This window comes from Pedomonas sp. V897 (genome assembly GCF_051304405.1).
Lineage (GTDB): Bacteria > Pseudomonadota > Alphaproteobacteria > Sphingomonadales > Sphingomonadaceae > Pedomonas.
In genome coordinates this window covers 73,282-91,142 of the sequence record NZ_JBPPGG010000001.1, presented here as the reverse complement: position 1 = coordinate 91,142, position 17,861 = coordinate 73,282, and the positions used below count along the sequence as shown (strand labels likewise).

The window sequence follows — 17,861 nt, the reverse complement described above, 5'->3', positions numbered from 1 at the left end:
CCTAAGCCAAGGCAACCGATACGGCCTCCACCCCCCTCAGCCCAAGAGCGGCAGCAGGGTCTCCGGCACAGCGAAAAACTCGCCGCTGATCCAATAACCGTGCTTTTCAAGAAGGATGTGGAGGTTGCGCTCGGCTGTGTCGGCCTCGTTGACCGTTGGGTAAATATGCGTTTCCTCGACGACCCAAGATAGCAAACAGCCGTATGGAAAGCCGTTGTTCAACTCCCGGCAGCGACGGGAGACGTTGTTGGATCTGCCAACCTTTATAACGGCGTGGTTCGGAGCAAGGTCAGGAAACACGGCACCAAGCGGGCCGGCGAGGCGCATGACATAAACGCACGTTTCTGCATCCGTGACTTTGAATGTCCGCTCGCCGATGAAAGGCACCGGCCCATGTCGAAACACCGGGGGAGGTGGCTCCCGGACAACGGCCGCGGGTGACGGGGGCGTTGGATGCTGTTCGAGGGCGGAGTCATGGTCGACGGCGGAGTCAAAAGCCCAGGTGATTCGAACAGGCGTGGTATCCTGAATGTCGTATGGCGAGGCGAGTCCGGCGTAACGGAAGGGAGCCCGGTCGTCGCGTCGCCAAAATAGATGAACCGGATAGCGACCCGAGATCATGGCCTGGATCAGGGGTTGCCGCAAATTGGAAGCGGTCTTGCCAGACCAGTTCAACAGGTTGCCGTTCCAATGATTGGCGTAATCATGGCCGGTGCGCCCAGGCGTATCGATGTTGCAGAAGATGAAGAAGGCATCCTGCCAGCGCATATAGCCGGTATTCCATGAGCCGCCTTTGCGATGGCTTTGCGGCAGGCCAATGAGATCGGCAACCTGATTGCGCGTATATTCGCCGCGCACGCGAAATGGCGTGACGTGGGCATGAGGCTCGGCGCTCTCGGCACTCCCGTGCAGGACCATGAGGACTCTCCAGGAAGCGCCGCCTGTTGGCGGCGCATCGCAAGATCCTCATGTAACGAACTAAGCTGATAATATTCAATTATTCGCTGAGGAAATCTCCGCCCTAAAAGACACCTCTCCCCCGGTCTCAGCGGACGGCGCCGGGGCCGGAGGGCGGGGCGTCCTGCGGGGCGGTGCGCTGCGGGCCGAAGCGGCCGGTCTGGATGTGCAGCACCGCCATCATCACGAAGCCGAGCAGAAAGATCAGCATGCTGATGTAAACGGCGAACTGGCCCGAGCCCGCGATCATCCAGAAGGTGAACACAAGGGCGAGGGCGGCGACGATCACCTCGCGCGGGAAGGTGGCCGGGTTGAGGCGGCGGCCTTCGGTACAGAGGTAATAGAGCTGCACCAGCACCGAGAAGAAATAGGGCACGCCGACAGTGACGCCCGAGAACATCACGATCTCGGTGAAGGCATCGACGCCACCGCGCGCGCCAAGCGCCAGCGCGACTGCGACGGAGGCCAGAACGGCAGAGCTGATGATGCTGAATGCGGGCATGCCGTGGCGGTTGGTGCGGGCAAAGGCGGCGGGGAACAGCCGGTCCCGGGCGGCGGCGTAAGGCACCTCGCCGCAAACCAGAGTCCAGCCGTTGAGCGCGCCAAGCCCCGAGATCACCGCGAACAGGGCCACCAGCTTGCCGCTCCAGGTGCCGCCGAAGATCGCGTCGAACGCGTCCGTAAACGGCGCGCCGGTGGCGCGGAGCGTCTCGTTGGGCACGATGCCGAACACGGCCACCGTGACGAGGATGTAGAGCACGGCCGTTGCCATCGTGCCGTAGACCGTGGCGCGCGGCACATTGCGCTGCGGGTTGCGCACCCGCCCCGCGCCGATGACGGCCGCCTCGATGCCCACATAGGCAAAGGTGGCGACGGTGAGGGCGGAAGACAGGGCGAACAGGGTGTTGCCGCCCGCCGGGTTCCACGCCGGCCAGTTGCCCCGCGCAAAGGCAACCACCAGACCGACCGTGGCGAGAAACGCCAGCGGCAGGAACTTCAGCACGGTGGTGACGATCTGGAAGCGGCCAAGGCTCTTCGCGCCGCCAAGATTGACGAACACCGGCAGCCACAGGCCGACAAGGCCGATGAGAATGGCCTGCCCCCGGTTGGCGGGATCAAGCCCGAACAGCGCCTGCACGTAGAACACCCACGAGATGGCAATGCCCGCATTCCCCGGCCAGGCGGAGCACCAGTAGGAAAAGGCGTTCCAGAAGCCCGCCATGTCGCCGAACCCCTCGCGCGCGTAGGCATAGGGGCCGCCCGGCGCGGGGTAGAGCCGGGAGAGGGCGCCGAACACCATGGCGACCGCCAATGCACCAAGGGTCGCCAGCACGAAGCCGGTCAGTCCCGCAAGGCCATACTGGGCCAGCGCCGCGGGCAGGGTGAAGATGCCGGTGCCGATGACGGTGCCCACCACAAGGGCAACGGCAGCGGGAAGGCCAAGGCCGCTCTCGGGTTCAGGCGCGCCGGCGGGCGGAAGGGGTGCGGTCTGTGCGGACATGGTGCCAATCTTGACGTTACAGGATGCGAACGTGCCGGAGCCGTTCCGGTTCCGGACCGGAGGCGTCCGGTCTGCGGGCCATGGCCAGCAAACCGCCGGGCCGCGATCGTTTAGTCCCGTCCCGCTGCAAACAGAAGCAGAGTTTTGGACGGATCGGAGCGCCCGGGCCGGGGCGTCAGGCAGGCTCCGGGCTTCCGTTGCCCGCCGGGTCCGCCGCCGGGCGGACGGGCGGGGTCACGCCGGGCTCCAGATAGAGCGCACCCGGCCCCAGATCGCTCGCCACGTCGTCCGGGTTGCGCAGCGGACAGTGGCTGACGGACAGGCAGCCGCAGCCGATGCAGCCCTCCAGCCGGTCGCGCAGCAGGGTGAGGCGGGCAATGCGGTCGTTCAGCTCGTCCCGCCAGGCGGCGGAGAGCTGGGCCCAGTCTTCCGTGGAGGGCTTCTCGCGCGGCAGCGCCGCCAGCGCCTTCCGGATGTCCCCCAGCGGTATGCCAACCCGCTGCGCCGCCTTGATGATGCCGATGCGCCGCAGCACGGCCCGGTTGTAGCGGCGCTGGTTGCCCGCGCTGCGTTCGCTGCTGATGAGACCCCTGGCCTCGTAGAAATGCAGGGTGGAGACAGGCACGCCGCTGCGGGCGGCAACTTCGCCAACGGTGAGGGGCCGTTGGTGCGCGGCCGGGTCAATCGTCGTCATGGAAACATTTCCTCTTGACCTCAAGTTAGGTTGAGGTTTTACCAAGCGGGCTCCTCGAACAAAAGCAAAAGAAGGAGCACCTCCCATGCGACCCGGATTCAATCCGGCCAGAATCAATCTGGCCATCATCTATGGCAGCGCCCGGGAAGGGCGTCTGGCGGACACCATTGTCGATTGGGCCGCCGAGCAGATCGCGGAGGACAGCCGCTTCGAGATGCAGATGATCGACCCGGCGACCATGGCACCGCCCATCTGGCATGTCCGCGAGGACTCGCCCGAGCGCTGCATGCTGATCGATCGCATCGGCCGGGCCGACGCCTTCCTGGTGGTGACCCCCGAGTACAACCGCGGCTACCCGGCGCCGCTGAAGCATCTGATCGACTCCATCACCGAGCAGTGGCACGCCAAGCCGGTGGCGTTCGTCGGCTATGGCGGCATGTCCGGCGGCATGCGGGCCATTGAACAGCTGCGGCAGGTGTTCTGCGAACTTCACGCAGTGACCCTGCGCGACTGCGTGGTGCTGCCCCAGGCCTGGACCCTGTTCGATGCCAGCGGGCGGATGCGCGAGCCGGCTGGCCCGAACAGGACGTTGCGCTTCGTGCTGAATCGGCTGCACTGGTGGGCGCAGACGCTGCGCACCGGACGCGAGGCCCTGTCCTATACGGATCTGGCCGCATGACGGCGGGACCGGGAAGCTGGGCGCTGCTGCCCGTTCCCGGTCATGGCCGCGCATTGTTGCCGGTGCTCGGCAAGGGGTGGGCGCTGGTCTCAGCGCACCGCCGGAGCCGGGCGCTGGTGACACTGCCCGGCCAGTGCCGGGCGCTGGTGCCGGTCTCCCCCCGGAGCCGGGCGCTGGTGCCGGTCTCCCGCCAGGGGCGGGCGCTGGTGCCGGTCTCCCGGCAAAGCCGGGCGCTGGTGCCGATGCCGGAGCAGGGCGCGGACGGGCTGCCGGCGCCCCTGCGCCGGCGCGATCTCTGGCGGGCCCTGATGTGGCTGCTGGTGGAAACCCTGAGGCGCGTGGTGTTCGCACCCGCCGGCCTGGCCCTGTTGCTGCTGACCGCGATTGCCCTCAGCCTTGCGGCGTCCCGGGCCTGAGCCGCCCCGGGGCGAGGGATAAAAAAAGAGGCCGGGGGACCTCCGGCCTCAAAGGAAGTTCGTGAGTTTGCACAGGTCGCACACAAACAACGCAACAGAACGGGGGGCTGACCACCGGACCGGGCCGCCTTATGCCGTCTCCTCGAACAGCTCGCGGCCGATGAGATAACGGCGGATCTCCGACGTGCCCGCGCCGATCTCGTAGAGCTTGGCATCGCGGAGCAGGCGGCCGGTCGGGTATTCGTTGATATAGCCATTGCCACCCAGACATTGAATGGCATCCAGTGCCACCTGCGTTGCTTTTTCGGCGGCGTAGAGGATGCAGCCGGCGGCGTCCTTGCGGGTGGTCTCGCCCCGGTCGCACGCCTGCGCCACGGCGTAGACATAGGCGCGGCAGGCGTTGAGGGTGGTGTACATGTCCGCCAGCTTGGCCTGAATCAGCTGGAAGGTGCCGATGGGCTGGCCGAACTGCTCGCGCTCGTGCACGTAAGGCACGACCACATCCAGCGCCGCCTGCATGATGCCGAGCGGGCCGCCCGCCAGCACCACGCGCTCATAGTCGAGGCCGGACATCAGCACATTGACGCCCTTGCCCTCTTCGCCCAGCACGTTCTCGAAGGGCACCTCGCAATCCTCGAACACCAGCTCGCAGGTGTCCGACCCGCGCATGCCCAGCTTGTCCAGCTTCTGGGCGGTGGAGAAGCCCTTGAACGACTTCTCGATCAGGAACGCGGTGATGCCGCGCGGGCCCGCGTCGGGGTCCGTCTTGGCGTAGACCACCAGCGTGTCGGCAACGGGCCCGTTGGTGATCCACATCTTGTTGCCGTTGAGCACGTAGCGGTCGTTGCGCTTCTCGGCGCGCAGCTTCATCGAGACCACGTCCGACCCCGCACCGGGCTCGGACATGGCGAGCGCGCCCACATGCTCGCCCGAGATCAGCCTGGGGAGGTATTTCTCCTTCTGCGCCTTCGTGCCCCAGCGGTTGATCTGGTTGATGCACAGGTTGGAGTGCGCACCATAGGACAGGCCAATGCTGGCGGAGGCGCGGGAAATCTCCTCCATCGCCACGCAGTGGGCCAGGTAGCCAAGCCCCGAGCCGCCGAACTCCTCCGGCACCGTGATGCCGTGCAGGCCCAGCGCCCCCAGCTTCGGCCACAGATCGCGGGCGAAGGTGTTGGTGCGGTCGATCTCGGCGGCGCGCGGCGCAATCTCGTCCCGCGCGAAGGAAGCCACCGTCTCGCGCAGCATGTCGATGGTCTCGCCGTGGTCAAACCGCAGGCTGTTCATGGTCATCTCTTTCGTTCCCCCCAAGTCGGGTTTGCCTTGTTCGTTTGATTTCATGCAGGGGTCTCGGACCCCTGCACCCCATTCGTTTTTCGGGCCGCGTTATCCTTGCGCGCCGGGCACCCTCATGCCGATGCGGCCTCCACATCCAGCTCGATGAGCAGGCGGCCTTCGGGCACCTGGTCGTTCTCGTCCACGTGCACGGCCTTGATGATGCCTGTGGCCGGGGCGGTGAGGCGGTGCTCCATCTTCATCGCCTCCAGCACCAGAAGCCGCTCGCCCGCCGCGACGCTCTGGCCGGGCTTGACGAAAATGCCGAGCACCTTGCCGGGCATGGGGGCCGTCAGCTTGCCGTCGCGCGGCAGGGCGCCCTTGTCGCCGGCGGCTTCGTCGCGCAGGCCGAAATGGAAGGTGAGGCCGCCCACGCGCACCTCCAGGCTGTGCTCGTGGGTGAGCACCATGGCGCGGGCCAGACTGCCGGAGAAATCCACCTCGAAGCGGTAGGCGTCGCGCCAGGCGGGCAGGCCGGTCAGGGGCTCGTCCAGCCCGCCAACGGCAATCGCGCCGTCCGCCTGCCGGGTGAGGGTGACGGTGTGCTTCGCCCCATCGGGCAGGAACAGGTCGATGCTCTGCCGGTAGGGCAGGTTGAGCCGCCAGGGGCCGAGCGCGGTCCACGGCGAGGACATGTCCGGCTTCTCGCGCGGCGTGGCGGCGGCCAGCGCCGCCAGCGCCAGCAAGCGGTCCGGCACCTCGGTGATGGGGGCCAGATCCTCCAGGTGGCGCTCGATGAAGCCGGTGTCGATGTCGCCCGTGCGGAAAGCCGGGTGGCCGATGAGGCGGGCGAGGAAGCTGCGGTTGGTCTTGGGGCCAACGGCAATGGTGGCGTCCAGCGCCCCGATCAGCCGGTCGATGGCGACCGTGCGGTCCGTGCCGTGGGCGATGAGCTTGGCGATCATCGGGTCGTAGTGGACGGTGATCTCCTGCCCTTCCACGACGCCGCTGTCCACGCGCACGCCCGCCAGACCCTCGGGCAGGTGCAGCCGCTCCAGCCGCCCGGTGGAGGGGAGGAAGCCGCCCTCCGCATCCTCCGCATAGAGGCGCACCTCGACGGCATGGCCGTTGATGCGGATGTCTTCCTGCCGGGCGTGCAGGGGCTCGCCGCGCGCCACGCGGATCTGCCACTCCACCAGATCATAGCCGGTGATCAGCTCGGTGACCGGGTGCTCCACCTGAAGGCGGGTGTTCATTTCCATGAAGTAGAAGGGCGCCTTCTCCACGCCCTCCGACACGTCGAGGATGAACTCGACCGTGCCCGCGCCCACATAGCCGATGGCCTTCGCGGCCGTGACCGCCGCCTCGCCCATGGCGCGGCGCAGCGCCTCCGGCAGGCCGGGGGCGGGGGCTTCCTCCACCACCTTCTGGTGACGGCGCTGGAGGGAGCAGTCGCGCTCGAACAGGTGCACCACGTTGCCGTGGGTGTCGGCGAACACCTGCACCTCCACGTGGCGCGGGCAGGTGAGGTATTTCTCGATCAGCACGCTGTCGTTGCCGAAGGCGCGCTGCGCCTCCCGCTTGGCGGCGAGCAGGGCGTCGGCGAAGCTGGCGGCGTCGTCTACGCGGCGCATGCCCTTGCCGCCGCCGCCCGCCACCGCCTTGATGAGAATGGGGTAGCCGATGGCGTTGGCGCTGCGCTGGAGCCGGTCGAGGCTCTGGTCATCGCCCTGATAGCCCGGCACGATGGGCACGCCCGCCTGGCGCATGAGCTTCTTCGCGCCGTCCTTCAGGCCCATGGCGCGAATGGCGTCCGCGCCCGGCCCGATGAAGATGAGCCCCGCCTGCTGGCAGGCATCGGCGAAGGCGGCGTTCTCGGAGAGGAAGCCGTAGCCGGGGTGGATGGCGTCCGCCCCGGTCTTGAGCGCGGCCTCGATGATCTTCTCCGCCCGCAGGTAGCTCTCCGCGGCGGGCGCGGGACCGATGTGCACGGCGAGCGTCGCTTCGGCCACGTGGGGGGCGTTGGCGTCGGCGTCCGAATAGACGGCGACGGTCTCGATCCCCATGCGGCGGGCGGTGCGGATGATCCGGCGGGCGATCTCGCCCCGGTTGGCAATCAGAATTCGACGCATCAGTGCACCCAGCTCGGACGACGCTTTTCAAGAAATGCGGAAATGCCTTCCTGACCCTCCTGCGAGGCGCGCAGCGAGGCGATGCGGCGGGCGGTCTCCGCCCGCAGCTCGGGCGTGATCGGCCGCTCGGCCACGTCGTGCACCAGCTGCTTGGCCTCGGCGACCGCGCCGGGCGCGTTGCCGAGGAGAAGGCCCACCATGATCTCCACCTGATCGTGCAGCGCGTTCTCGTCCTCCACCACCTGGTGGACGAGGCCGATGTCCTTGGCGCAGGCGGCGGTGATGGGCTCGGCGGTGAGGAAATAGCGCCGCGCCTGACGCGGGCCGATGGCCTTCAGCACGAACGGCGAGATGGCCGCCGGGATGAGCCCCAGCCGCACCTCGGTGAGGGCGAAGCGGGCCGTCGCCACCGAGATGGCGATGTCGGCGCAGGCGATGAGCCCGACGCCGCCGCCGAAGGCGTTGCCGTGCACCTTGGCGATGACCGGCTTGGGGCAGCTGTCGATGAGGAACAGCATGTCGGAGAGGCGCAGGGCGTCCTCCCGGTTCTTCGCCTCGTCGTAGCGGGCGGCGCGGCGCATCCACTCCAGGTCCGCACCGGCGGAGAAGGAGGCGCCGTTGCCTTGCAGCACCACGACACGCACCCGGTCGTGCGAGGCGAGATCGGTGAAGGCGTCACTCAGCTCGTTGATCAGGTCCTCGTTGAAGGCATTGTGGAGGTCCGGGCGGTCCAGCGTCAGATACGCCACGCCGCGCTCGTCGATCTGGTAGAGAAGGGCCGTCATTTGCGCGTCTCCTGAGCGCCATTACATGCGAAACACGCCGAACCGCGTCGTCGGAATCGGCGCGTTCAGCGCTGCGGCGAGCGACAGGCCGACAACATTGCGAGTCTCGGCGGGGTCGATCACGCCGTCATCCCACAAACGCGCGCTGGCGTAATAGGGATGACCCTGCCGTTCATATTGCTCCCGAATCGGCATTTTAAAGGCCTCCTCCTCGGCGGCGGACCAGCGCTTGCCCCGGGCCTCAAGGTTGTCGCGGCGGATGGTGGCCAGCACGTTGGCCGCCTGCTCGCCGCCCATCACCGAGATGCGGGCGTTGGGCCACATGTAGAGGAAGCGGGGGCTGTAGGCCCGGCCGCACATGCCGTAGTTGCCAGCGCCGAAGGAGCCGCCGATGATGACGGTGATCTTGGGCACCTGGGCGCAGGCAACGGCGGTGACCAGCTTGGCCCCGTCCTTGGCGATGCCCGCGTTCTCGTACTTCTGGCCCACCATGAAGCCGGTGATGTTCTGGAGGAACAGCAGCGGAATCCGCCGCTGGCAGCACAGCTCGATGAAGTGCGCGCCCTTGAGCGCGGACTCGGAGAACAGGATGCCGTTGTTGGCGACGATGCCCACTGGCATGCCCCAGATGTGGGCAAAGCCCGTCACCAGCGTGGTGCCGTAAAGCGGCTTGAACTCGTCCAGCACGGAGCCGTCCACGATCCGCGCGATCACGTCCCGCACGTCGTAGGGGGTGCGGCTGTCGGCGGGGATGATGTCATAGAGGGTCTCCGGCGCGAACTTCGGCTCCACCGGCGCGCGCACGGCCACGTCCGGCTGGTGGGGCGCGGGGAGGGTGCCGACGATCTTGCGGGCGATGTCCAGCGCGTGCAGGTCATTGCGGGCCAGATGGTCCGCCACGCCCGACTGGCGGGCATGGACGTCGCCGCCGCCCAGATCCTCCGCCGACACCACCTCGCCGGTCGCCGCCTTCACCAGCGGCGGGCCGCCGAGAAAGATGGTGCCCTGGTTCTGGACGATGACCGCCTCGTCCGACATGGCGGGCACATAGGCCCCGCCCGCCGTGCACGAGCCCATCACCACCGCAATCTGCGGAATGCCCTCCGCCGACATGGTGGCCTGGTTGTAGAAGATGCGGCCAAAGTGGTCCCGGTCCGGGAACACCTCATCCTGGTTGGGCAGGTTCGCGCCGCCCGAGTCCACGAGATAGAGGCAGGGCAGGCGGTTCTCCCGCGCGATGTCCTGCGCCCGCAGATGCTTCTTGACGGTAAGCGGGTAGTAGGTGCCGCCCTTGACGGTGGCGTCGTTGCACACGATCACGCACAGCCGGCCCGCCACCTGCCCGATGCCGGTGATGATGCCCGCCGCCGGAACCGGCTCGTCGTACACCTCATAGGCGGCGAGCTGGGAGAATTCGAGAAACGGCGTGCCGGGGTCCAGCAGCCGCTCCACCCGCTCGCGGGGCAGCAGCTTGCCACGGCTGACATGACGCTCCCGCGCCTCGGCGGAGCCGCCCTCGGCAATGGCGGCGATCTTCGCCTTCAGGTCGGCCACCAGTTCGCGCATCACCGCGCCGTTGTCGCGCGGTTCGGCTTCGGAAGATGTCGCCCGCTTGCTCTTTGCCATGCACCTTCGTCCCATTGCTTGCCCGGAAGCCATGATCCTTGCAGCCCCGTTCCCAGGGCGCGGCGCTGTTTGCGTCGGAACAAAGCTCCCGAGCGTCGATCCGATCATTGCGGTCGATGCGGCAGGTTTAATGGCCTGCTTCTCATAGGTAAAATTGATATTTATGGCCCCATGCCATAGATAACTTCTATGGTTGAGCTCTATCTGATTCGGTATTTCGTGGCAGTGATCGAGGCGGGCGGTTTCACCAAGGCCGCCGCCAGCCTCAACATCACCCAGCCTACCTTGTCCGCTGGCATCCGCAAGCTGGAGGAGGGGCTGGGGGTGACGCTGTTCGAGCGCTCCGGCCGCCGCGTGTTCCTGACGCCGGCGGGAACCCGGTTCCTGATGCGGGCGCGGGAGATCATGCAGCTGTGCAACGCGGCAGTACGGGAGGCGGCGGAGACCGGACAGCCGACCGTCGCCCGGCTCGGCGTGCTGGTGACCATCCCCGCGGCGCTGGTCGCGGCGGTGGTGGCGGAATACCGCCGCTCGCCCACGGCCCTGCCGCTCGATCTGGTGGAGGGCACCGAGCACGAGCTGGCCAACCGCCTCAAGGACGGCAGCCTGGACTTCTCCCTGACGCTGGACCGGGGCGAGAACCCCGGCGTGGCGGTGGGCCCGGTGTTCGAGGAAGGCTACACGCTGGCGCTGCCTGCGGCCCATCCGCTGGCGGAGCGGCCGGTGCTGAGCGCGGAGGACGTGATGCACGAGCCCATGATCGTGCGCCAGCGCTGCGAGGTGCTCTCGGAGACCTCCCGCCACTTCACCGACCGCAACGTGCGCCCGCGCTTCGCCTTCCGCTCGGTGAGCGACGAGCGCGTGCTGGCGCTGGTGGGGGCCGGGCTGGGGCTCACCGTGATGCCGGACAGCTACACCCACCCCCGGGTCGCCCGCGTGCCCATGGCGGGCTTCGACCTGCGCCGCCGCCTCGTGCTGCTGCGCTCGCCCGCCACGGCCGGGCTGTCGGCGGAGGATCACGTGCGCCCGCTGGTGGAGGCGGTCGAGACGGTGTTCGGGAGCGTGTCCGGCACAGCGTCCGGGCGGCCCGCCGGCTAGGGGCGGGAAAGGGGGCGCGGGGCGTTCAGAACCCGGGGGGCTATGCCATCCCCGCCTGTTCCATCCCCGCCTACTCCATCCCCAGCGGCGAGAGCATGGCGCGCACGATGACGGCCGCGAGGGTTGCGCCTTCGACCACCGCAACGCCCGCCAGCACGCCGGTGACGGTGAGGTTGCCGGTGCGGCGCAGCCACCCCTGCCAGGCCATGAGGGCGAGGGGCGCGGCGAGCAGGGCGTAGTCGACGAACAGGCTCGCGACGAACAGGGCCAGGGCCCAGCGGGCGGTCATGGCCCGGTCGGCGGGCCAGAGCACGGCGGCGTCGCCCTCGCGCAGGCGGGCCGAGGTGTTCACCCACACCAGCGGCGCGAACCGCGCCCAGCCGAGAACCAGCGCCAGCGTGAGCCAATCGGTGTAATCCATGCGCACCGTGAGCAGCATGAGCAGCACCAGCTGGGTGATGAGCATCAGGGTGACGGCGATGGTGGCGACCGGCGCGCCGATCGGCGAGGGGCGCGCGGCAAGGCCCGGGCCCCCGACGTCAGACCAGACATCCGCCCGGCGCGCGGCGGCGCCGTCCGCATCGTCGGTGGCGACGAAGGCGGCCAGCCCCGCCAGGGGGCGGGCGCGGGTGAAGACTGTCCATGCGATCACGCAGCAGAGCGCCGCGAACCAGATGTCGATCACCGAGGCAATCCACATCACCATGCCGAGTCCCGCGCCGAAGGCGAGTCCGACGGCCGGAAACCAGACGGAGACGCCGTCCGGCAGGGGGCGGGCTTCCTCCGCCGTGGCGGGCATGCGCGTCAGATACTGGGCCGCAAAGAAGAACTGACCGGCCATAATTCCCTGCGTGGATTTCGGGTTGTGGTGGGTTTCCTCGCCCTCCCTTCGCCCATGAGCGGCAAAGGGTCAAGCTGCGTAAAGAGGCCGGATGAAGACGGTTGGCGAGGGTGTCAGATTCGCAACGCTTTCCCCGTTTCGGGCCAGAACTCAGCCGCTCGGCGGGGGATTGCCGGGAGTGGGGACGGTCTGGTCCGGCCCGTCGGGCCGAGCGGGCTGGCCCGTCTGGCTGGTTGTCTGGTCGGTTGTCTGGCCGGTTGTCTGGTTGGTCATGGGGCCGGGCAGGGGATCGGGCGTCGGGTCCTGCCGGCAGGCCGCCAGCACGCCCCCCGCCAGCAAGCCCCCCGCCAGCAGAGTCGGGGCGAGAACGGCGGCCGTCATGCGGCGCAGGCGTCCTGTGGTCAGCGGGTGCGGAACCATCTCCATGCCGGGCCCTCGCGCAAGTCATCGACGGCTAGGGGCGCATTCCCCAGGTGGCCGAACGCGCGGGGGCGGGCGGGGGTTTCCCCGGCCGGGGTCAGCGGGCGGTCCAGCCGCCGTCGAGGGAGAGGGGCACGCCGGTGATCGATGCGCCCGCGGGCGAGCAGAGGAACAGCACCGTCGCGGCGATCTCTGCCGGCTCGACGAACCGCTTGCTGGGCTGGGCGGCGAGGATCACTTCCCGCACCACCCGGTCCTCGGACATGTTGTGGGCGACGGCCTGATCCCGGATCTGACCCTGAACCAGCGGCGTGTTCACATAGCCGGGGCAGATGGCGGTGCAGGTGATGCCGGTCTCGGCGCATTCCAGCGCCACCGTCCTGGTGAAGCCGATGAGGCCGTGCTTGGCCGCCACATAGGCCGACTTGAAAGGCGAGGCCACCAGACCGTGGGCCGAGGCGATGTTGATGATGCGGCCCCAGCCGCGCGCCTTCATGCCCGGCAGCGCCGCCTTGGTGGCGTAGAAGGCCGCCGACAGGTTGAGCGCCAGAATCAGCTCCCACCTGTCGTCGGGGAAGTCCTCCACCGCCGAGACATGCTGGACACCGGCGTTGTTCACCAGAATGTCCACCGCCCCGAACGCGGCGATGGCGTCCTCGATGTAGGCCCTGACCTCGGCGGGCTTGCTGAGGTCGCCGCTGTTCAGCGTGACCTTGACGCCGTGGTCCGCCTCCAGCCGCGCCCGCAGCGCCTCGTTCGCCGCCGGATCGCCAAGGCCGCTCAGCGCCACGTTGCAACCGGCGCTCGCCAGCGCCTCCGCGACGGCAAGGCCAATGCCGCTGGTGCTGCCGGTGACGGCGGCGGTCTTGCCCCTGAGCGACTCTGGAGACAGCAGGCGGGAGGCTGAGGTCATGAAGCGTCCTTTCCTTCTCGGTCAGCGGCCGTCCGGGCGTTGCGCCCGGTGGGCCTATTCATGGCGGTTTCCCGGCTCCAAATGCAAGTTGAATCAATATTCATGTTTGCGGCGCACCGTCGCCATGGCAAATTTATGCTGCAAGTGCGAAAAGAATGGTTCATAGAAGCGGGCGACAGGGAGGCTGTACAGGACAGTATGTCGATGTTGTACCAGTGGTACGAGTTGAACAGGCAAGCCCTGGCGCAGGCGAGTGCGCTGGCGAAAGTGAGTTCCTCCTTCTGGCAGAGCCCGCTCAATCCTTTGTCCTGCACCGAGGCCGGCACCATGGCGGCGGCGGCGCTGGATGTGTTCGCTCACACCACCCAGCTCTACGGCAAGCCCAGATTCGGCCTGACCGAGACGATGATCGACGGCCAGCCGGTGGCGGTGACGGAGGAGATCGTGCTGCGGCTGCCGTTCGGCCAGCTGAAGCGCTTCCGCCGCGACACCGACCGGCAGGACCCCCGGGTGCTGGTGGTCGCGCCCATGTCCGGCCATTTCGCAACCCTGCTGCGCGGCACGGTGAAGGAGCTGCTGCCGGATCATGATGTGTACGTCACCGACTGGCGCGACGCGAAGCGCGTGCCGGTGACGGACGGCCGGTTCGATCTGGATGACTACATCGACTACGTGATCCGGTTCCTTGAGGAAATCGGGCCGGGGGCGCACGTGATCGCGGTGTGCCAGCCTTCGGTGCCGGTTTTCGCCGCCCTCGCGCTGATGTCGGAGGACGGCAACCCGGCAACGCCCCGCAGTGTCACGCTCATGGGCGGGCCCGTCGATACCCGCCAGAACCCGACGGCGGTCAACGATCTGGCCCAGCGCCGCCCGCTCGCCTGGTTCGAGCAGAACGCCATCGCCACCGTGCCCGCCAACTACCCGGGGGCAGGGCGGCGGGTGTACCCGGGCTTCCTGCAACTGGCCGGGTTCATGTCGATGAATCTGGGCGACCACCTCATCAGCCACTGGGAGATGTTCAACCACCTGGTGGAGGGCGACGGCGAAAGCGCCGAGGCCAAGATGAAGTTCTACGAGGAGTACCGCTCCGTCGCCGACATGACGGCCGAGTTCTACCTGCAAACGGTCGAAACCGTGTTCCAGACCCACGCGCTGCCCAAGGGCGAAATGCTCTATCGCGGCACGCGGCGCATCGATCCCTCCCGCATCACCCGGACGGCGCTCCTCGCGGTGGAAGGGGAGAAGGACGACATCTCCGGCATCGGCCAGACGAAAGCCGCGCTGACGCTGGCAAGCACCCTCGATGAGGCGAAGAAGAAATATTTCCTCGCCGAAGGCGTTGGCCACTACGGCATTTTCAACGGCCGCAACTGGCGCGAGCGCATCGCGCCGGTGGTGAAGGCGTGGATTGCGCAGAATAACGGGTGATTTTTTGCCAGGAGGGGCTTGCCCCTCCTGGCAACCTCCCATTCGATTTGAAGGGCTGTGTCCGTCATCAAGGGCGCGGCCCTTTGATTTTTCCAGTGTGCCCGGGAAATGCGGCCGTAAAAACGAAAAGGGGGTCACAGGGGGATCCGCGATCCCCCTGTAAAAATATCAAACCATCAGTGAACATCCCCAAACATTGCGAACGGCTCAGGCTCGCTTTACAAGCCTGCGGAAACCCGGTTGCCTGACGCGGATTTTTGCCATGCTGACGTTGCTTTCGCCTGCCAAGTCTCTTGATTTCGAAACGCCGCTGCCCGCTGGGGTCGCGCCGACCCAGCCGCAGTTGCTGGAGCGTTCGGAGGATCTGGTGGAACAGGCGCGCAAGCTGTCCGCGCAGGATCTGAAAGACCTGATGGGCATCTCCGACGCGCTGGCTGAACTGAACGTGGCGCGCTTCCGGAATTTCTCGACGCCCTTCACGCCGGAGAATGCCCGGCCCGCGATCTATGCCTTCAACGGCGACGTCTACACCGGCTTCGACGTGAAGACGCTGGACGCGGAGACGGTCGCGTTCGCGCAGGATCACGTGCGCATTCTCTCCGGCCTTTACGGCGTGCTGCGGCCGCTCGACCTGATGCAGCCCTATCGCCTCGAAATGGGGGTCGCCTTCCGCACGCCGCAGGCAAAAACGCTCTACGGCTACTGGGGCGACACCATCACCAACGTGATCAACGAACACCTTGCGGGCCACGACTCCCGGGTGGTCATCAACCTTGCCAGCCAGGAATATTTTGGCGCGGTGCAGCCGAAAAAACTGGAGGCGCCGGTCATCACCCCGCTGTTCAAGGAGCGGCGCGGCAACCAGCTCAAGGTGATTTCCTTCTCCGCCAAAAAGGCGCGGGGCATGATGGCCCGCTACCTCTGCGAAAACCGCATCGACCGGCCCGAGGGGCTGAAGGATTTCGCGGAGGATCAGTACCGCTTCGACCCCGCCCTGTCGGACGAAAACACCTGGGTTTTTGTGAGGTGATTTTTTGCAGGAGGGTCCTGGGCCCTCCTGCACCTCCCTTTTGTTTTAAAAGGCCGTGTTTCGGGGGGGGGGGCTCCGGAAACACGGCCGGAAAAACGAACCGGGGGTCGCAGGGGGATCAGCGATCCCCCTGCAAAAAATATCCCCCGAGAAAGAAAAAACTTACCCGCCGAGGCTTTCCGCCAGTTCTTCCAGTTCCAGCCAGCGTTCCTCGCGCTGGGCGAGCTTTTCGCGGGTGGCTTCCAGTTCGGCGGTGAGTTTGGCGAAGGTGTCGGGGCTTTTGGTGTAAAGCTCCGGGTCGGCCAGCCGGGCTTCGAGTTCCTGGATTTTCGTGCCGAGCGCCTCGATTTCGGCGGGCAGGCTGTCCAGCTCCCGCTGGTCCTTGTAGGACAGCTTGGTCTGCTTTTTCGGCTGCGCCGGAGCGGCGGCGGCGGGCTTCTTCGCGTCGCTGATGGAGCGCACGTTGGAGGCGGCGGGCTGGCGCTTGGCCTCCCAGTCCGAGTAGCCGCCGACAACGATGTCCGCCTTGCCCGAGCCGTCGAGGCCGATGACCATGGTGACGGTGCGGTCCAGAAAATCGCGGTCGTGGCTGACCAGCAGCACTGTGCCCTGATAGTCGGCGATGATTTCCTGAAGGAGGTCCAGCGTTTCAAGGTCGAGGTCGTTGGTGGGCTCGTCCAGCACCAGCAGGTTGGACGGCTTGGCGAACTCGCGCGCCAGCAGGATGCGGGACTGCTCGCCGCCCGACAGGGTCTCGATTTTCGCATCGACGAGGCCGGGGTCGAACAGGAATTCCTTGAGGTAGCCGGCCACGTGCTTCTTGACGCCGTTCACCTCAATCCAGTCGCCGCCGTCGGCGAGGATGTCGCGCACAGACTTGCCCGGCTCCAGCAGGCGGCGGGCCTGATCCACAATCACCCGGTCGAGGGTCTTGGCGATGCGGATCGTGCCTTCGGTCGGCTGCAACTCACCGGTCAGCAGCTTGAGGAGGGTGGTCTTGCCGACGCCGTTGGGCCCGACGATGCCGATGCGGTCGCCCTTCTGGATCTTGATGTTGAAGTTCTTCAGAATCGCGCGCTCGCCAAAGGCGATGGTGACGTTCTCGGCGTCGATGACGGTGCGGGACTTCTGCTCGGATTCGTTCAGCGCCAGGTTGGCGACGCCCTGCGGCCCGGTCATGGCGCGGCGGGCGGCGCGCATCTCCTGAAGCTTCCTGAGGCGGCCCATGTTGCGCCGCCGCCGGGCGGTGACGCCGCGCTGGAGCCAGTGCAGTTCCAGCTTCAGCTTTGCGTCCAGCCGCTCCGCCGCCCGGGCTTCCTCCTCCTCCGCCTTTTCCTGCCAGGCCTCGAAGCCGCCGAAGCCCACCTCGGCGCGGCGCACCGTGCCCCGGTCCAGCCACAGGGTGGAGCGGGTGAGGCGGGAGAGGAACATGCGGTCGTGGCTGATGACGATGAACGCGCCCGCGAACTGGCGCAGGCGGCCCTCCAGCCAGGCGATGGCGGCCAGATCCAGGTGGTTGGTGGGCTCGTCCAGCAGCAGCACGTCCGGCTCCAGCGCCAGGGCGCGGGCGATGGCAGCGCGGCGCTTCTCGCCGCCGGACGCGGTGGCGGCGGGCCGGTCGAGATCGACGCCCAGCTCCTCGGCCACCTTGGCCACCTCATGCGGGGCCGGGGGCAGGGGCTGGTCGCCCTCATCCAGCGCGAAGTCGCGCAGGGTGGCGAAGCGCTCCACCGGCGGGTCCTGCTCCAGCAGCACCACCCGGGCGCGCGGGCGCACCACGCGGCGGCCTTCGTCCAGCTCCAGACGGCCGGCGATCACGTTGAGCAGAGTGGACTTGCCGGCCCCGTTGCGGCCCACCAGAGCCAGCCGGTCCCTTTCCCCGACGAACAGGTCCAGCGAGCGGAACAGCCAGCCTTCGCCGCGATGAACACCGATGGATTCAAGTGAAAGAATTGGAGCAGACATGTTACGAACCTGATACAAATACTGCTATAGGCAACGCAGGCGCCATTGACCATCCGGGGGAGGATATGTTCATGGCCAGTTCACTGGCGCAAGGGTAGTTT

The 17,861-nt window shown here is 67.3% G+C and carries 16 protein-coding genes; 5 read left to right on the top strand and 11 right to left on the bottom strand.

Features of this window, described 5'->3' with window-relative positions:
- Positions 1-36: 36 nt before the first annotated feature.
- The 3 genes from ACSJJU_RS00505 to soxR all read right to left on the bottom strand — a co-directional run bounded on the left by ACSJJU_RS00505 (position 37) and on the right by soxR (position 3,152).
- Positions 37-918, bottom strand: coding sequence for a GIY-YIG nuclease family protein (locus tag ACSJJU_RS00505; protein WP_435913170.1), 882 nt, complete (start codon positions 916-918; stop codon positions 37-39).
- Positions 919-1,045: 127 nt separating this feature from the next.
- Positions 1,046-2,458: an amino acid permease gene (locus ACSJJU_RS00500; protein WP_435913169.1), complete on the bottom strand. Its 1,413-nt coding sequence runs from the start codon at positions 2,456-2,458 to the stop codon at positions 1,046-1,048.
- A 175-nt stretch (positions 2,459-2,633) separates the two neighbouring features.
- Positions 2,634-3,152 (bottom strand): redox-sensitive transcriptional activator SoxR, encoded by a 519-nt coding sequence (gene soxR, locus ACSJJU_RS00495; RefSeq protein WP_435913168.1) that lies wholly within the window; start codon positions 3,150-3,152, stop codon positions 2,634-2,636.
- A gap of 85 nt (positions 3,153-3,237) precedes the next feature.
- Between soxR and ACSJJU_RS00490 the strand changes: the two genes are divergently transcribed.
- Positions 3,238-3,831, top strand: a complete 594-nt coding sequence (locus tag ACSJJU_RS00490; protein ID WP_435913167.1) for an NADPH-dependent FMN reductase — start codon at positions 3,238-3,240, stop codon at positions 3,829-3,831.
- Positions 3,828-4,247 (top strand): hypothetical protein, encoded by a 420-nt coding sequence (locus tag ACSJJU_RS00485; protein WP_435913166.1) that lies wholly within the window; start codon positions 3,828-3,830, stop codon positions 4,245-4,247. The genes ACSJJU_RS00490 and ACSJJU_RS00485 overlap by 4 nt, the downstream gene beginning before the upstream one ends.
- A 129-nt stretch (positions 4,248-4,376) precedes the next feature.
- On the opposite strand, the gene ACSJJU_RS00480 is transcribed toward ACSJJU_RS00485, so the two are convergent.
- From ACSJJU_RS00480 to ACSJJU_RS00465, 4 genes are all read right to left on the bottom strand, one after another.
- Positions 4,377-5,534, bottom strand: a complete 1,158-nt coding sequence (locus tag ACSJJU_RS00480; protein ID WP_435914348.1) for an isovaleryl-CoA dehydrogenase — start codon at positions 5,532-5,534, stop codon at positions 4,377-4,379.
- A 122-nt stretch (positions 5,535-5,656) separates the two neighbouring features.
- The gene (locus ACSJJU_RS00475; RefSeq protein WP_435913165.1) at positions 5,657-7,654 is read right to left on the bottom strand and encodes an acetyl/propionyl/methylcrotonyl-CoA carboxylase subunit alpha; all 1,998 of its coding nucleotides are present in this window, start codon (positions 7,652-7,654) and stop codon (positions 5,657-5,659) included.
- Positions 7,654-8,439 carry an enoyl-CoA hydratase/isomerase family protein gene (locus ACSJJU_RS00470; protein WP_435913164.1) on the bottom strand — a complete coding sequence of 262 codons (786 nt, stop codon included), beginning with the start codon at positions 8,437-8,439 and terminating at the stop codon, positions 7,654-7,656. The genes ACSJJU_RS00475 and ACSJJU_RS00470 overlap by 1 nt, the downstream gene beginning before the upstream one ends.
- Before the next feature lie 21 nt (positions 8,440-8,460).
- Positions 8,461-10,005, bottom strand: coding sequence for a carboxyl transferase domain-containing protein (locus tag ACSJJU_RS00465; protein ID WP_435914347.1), 1,545 nt, complete (start codon positions 10,003-10,005; stop codon positions 8,461-8,463).
- A 249-nt stretch (positions 10,006-10,254) separates the two neighbouring features.
- Here ACSJJU_RS00465 and ACSJJU_RS00460 point away from each other — a divergent pair, with 249 nt between their 5' ends.
- Positions 10,255-11,163, top strand: a complete 909-nt coding sequence (locus tag ACSJJU_RS00460) for a LysR family transcriptional regulator (protein WP_435913163.1) — start codon at positions 10,255-10,257, stop codon at positions 11,161-11,163.
- Between the two features lie 70 nt (positions 11,164-11,233).
- On the opposite strand, the gene ACSJJU_RS00455 is transcribed toward ACSJJU_RS00460, so the two are convergent.
- The 3 genes from ACSJJU_RS00455 to ACSJJU_RS00445 form a co-directional block, all read right to left on the bottom strand.
- Positions 11,234-12,004 carry an adenosylcobinamide-GDP ribazoletransferase gene (locus ACSJJU_RS00455; protein ID WP_435913162.1) on the bottom strand — a complete coding sequence of 257 codons (771 nt, stop codon included), beginning with the start codon at positions 12,002-12,004 and terminating at the stop codon, positions 11,234-11,236.
- 150 nt (positions 12,005-12,154) lie between these two features.
- Positions 12,155-12,430, bottom strand: coding sequence for a hypothetical protein (locus ACSJJU_RS00450; protein ID WP_435913161.1), 276 nt, complete (start codon positions 12,428-12,430; stop codon positions 12,155-12,157).
- Positions 12,431-12,521: 91 nt separating this feature from the next.
- Complete coding sequence (locus ACSJJU_RS00445; protein WP_435913159.1) at positions 12,522-13,337, bottom strand: 3-hydroxybutyrate dehydrogenase; 816 nt, start codon at positions 13,335-13,337, stop codon at positions 12,522-12,524.
- A 204-nt stretch (positions 13,338-13,541) separates the two neighbouring features.
- Here ACSJJU_RS00445 and ACSJJU_RS00440 point away from each other — a divergent pair, with 204 nt between their 5' ends.
- Both ACSJJU_RS00440 and yaaA read left to right on the top strand, forming a co-directional pair.
- Positions 13,542-14,765 carry a polyhydroxyalkanoate depolymerase gene (locus ACSJJU_RS00440; protein ID WP_435913158.1) on the top strand — a complete coding sequence of 408 codons (1,224 nt, stop codon included), beginning with the start codon at positions 13,542-13,544 and terminating at the stop codon, positions 14,763-14,765.
- A gap of 262 nt (positions 14,766-15,027) precedes the next feature.
- A complete protein-coding gene (gene yaaA / locus ACSJJU_RS00435) occupies positions 15,028-15,795 on the top strand; it encodes a peroxide stress protein YaaA (RefSeq protein WP_435913157.1) in 768 nt (255 codons plus the stop codon).
- A gap of 162 nt (positions 15,796-15,957) precedes the next feature.
- Here yaaA and ACSJJU_RS00430 read toward each other — a convergent pair whose 3' ends face one another.
- Positions 15,958-17,760, bottom strand: a complete 1,803-nt coding sequence (locus ACSJJU_RS00430) for an ATP-binding cassette domain-containing protein (RefSeq protein WP_435913156.1) — start codon at positions 17,758-17,760, stop codon at positions 15,958-15,960.
- Positions 17,761-17,861 lie beyond the last annotated feature (101 nt).

Coding starts and splice junctions, on each gene's coding strand:
- ACSJJU_RS00485 (WP_435913166.1), top strand. CDS start 3,828: ATGACGGCGGGACCGGGAAGCTGGGCGCTGCTGCCCGTTCCCGGTCAT.
- ACSJJU_RS00455 (WP_435913162.1), bottom strand. CDS start 12,004: ATGGCCGGTCAGTTCTTCTTTGCGGCCCAGTATCTGACGCGCATGCCC.
- ACSJJU_RS00490 (WP_435913167.1), top strand. CDS start 3,238: ATGCGACCCGGATTCAATCCGGCCAGAATCAATCTGGCCATCATCTAT.
- ACSJJU_RS00470 (WP_435913164.1), bottom strand. CDS start 8,439: ATGACGGCCCTTCTCTACCAGATCGACGAGCGCGGCGTGGCGTATCTG.
- ACSJJU_RS00450 (WP_435913161.1), bottom strand. CDS start 12,430: ATGGAGATGGTTCCGCACCCGCTGACCACAGGACGCCTGCGCCGCATG.
- soxR (WP_435913168.1), bottom strand. CDS start 3,152: ATGACGACGATTGACCCGGCCGCGCACCAACGGCCCCTCACCGTTGGC.
- ACSJJU_RS00475 (WP_435913165.1), bottom strand. CDS start 7,654: ATGCGTCGAATTCTGATTGCCAACCGGGGCGAGATCGCCCGCCGGATC.
- ACSJJU_RS00505 (WP_435913170.1), bottom strand. CDS start 918: ATGGTCCTGCACGGGAGTGCCGAGAGCGCCGAGCCTCATGCCCACGTC.
- ACSJJU_RS00430 (WP_435913156.1), bottom strand. CDS start 17,760: ATGTCTGCTCCAATTCTTTCACTTGAATCCATCGGTGTTCATCGCGGC.
- ACSJJU_RS00465 (WP_435914347.1), bottom strand. CDS start 10,005: ATGCGCGAACTGGTGGCCGACCTGAAGGCGAAGATCGCCGCCATTGCC.
- ACSJJU_RS00500 (WP_435913169.1), bottom strand. CDS start 2,458: ATGTCCGCACAGACCGCACCCCTTCCGCCCGCCGGCGCGCCTGAACCC.
- ACSJJU_RS00480 (WP_435914348.1), bottom strand. CDS start 5,534: ATGAACAGCCTGCGGTTTGACCACGGCGAGACCATCGACATGCTGCGC.
- ACSJJU_RS00440 (WP_435913158.1), top strand. CDS start 13,542: ATGTTGTACCAGTGGTACGAGTTGAACAGGCAAGCCCTGGCGCAGGCG.
- ACSJJU_RS00445 (WP_435913159.1), bottom strand. CDS start 13,337: ATGACCTCAGCCTCCCGCCTGCTGTCTCCAGAGTCGCTCAGGGGCAAG.
- yaaA (WP_435913157.1), top strand. CDS start 15,028: ATGCTGACGTTGCTTTCGCCTGCCAAGTCTCTTGATTTCGAAACGCCG.
- ACSJJU_RS00460 (WP_435913163.1), top strand. CDS start 10,255: ATGGTTGAGCTCTATCTGATTCGGTATTTCGTGGCAGTGATCGAGGCG.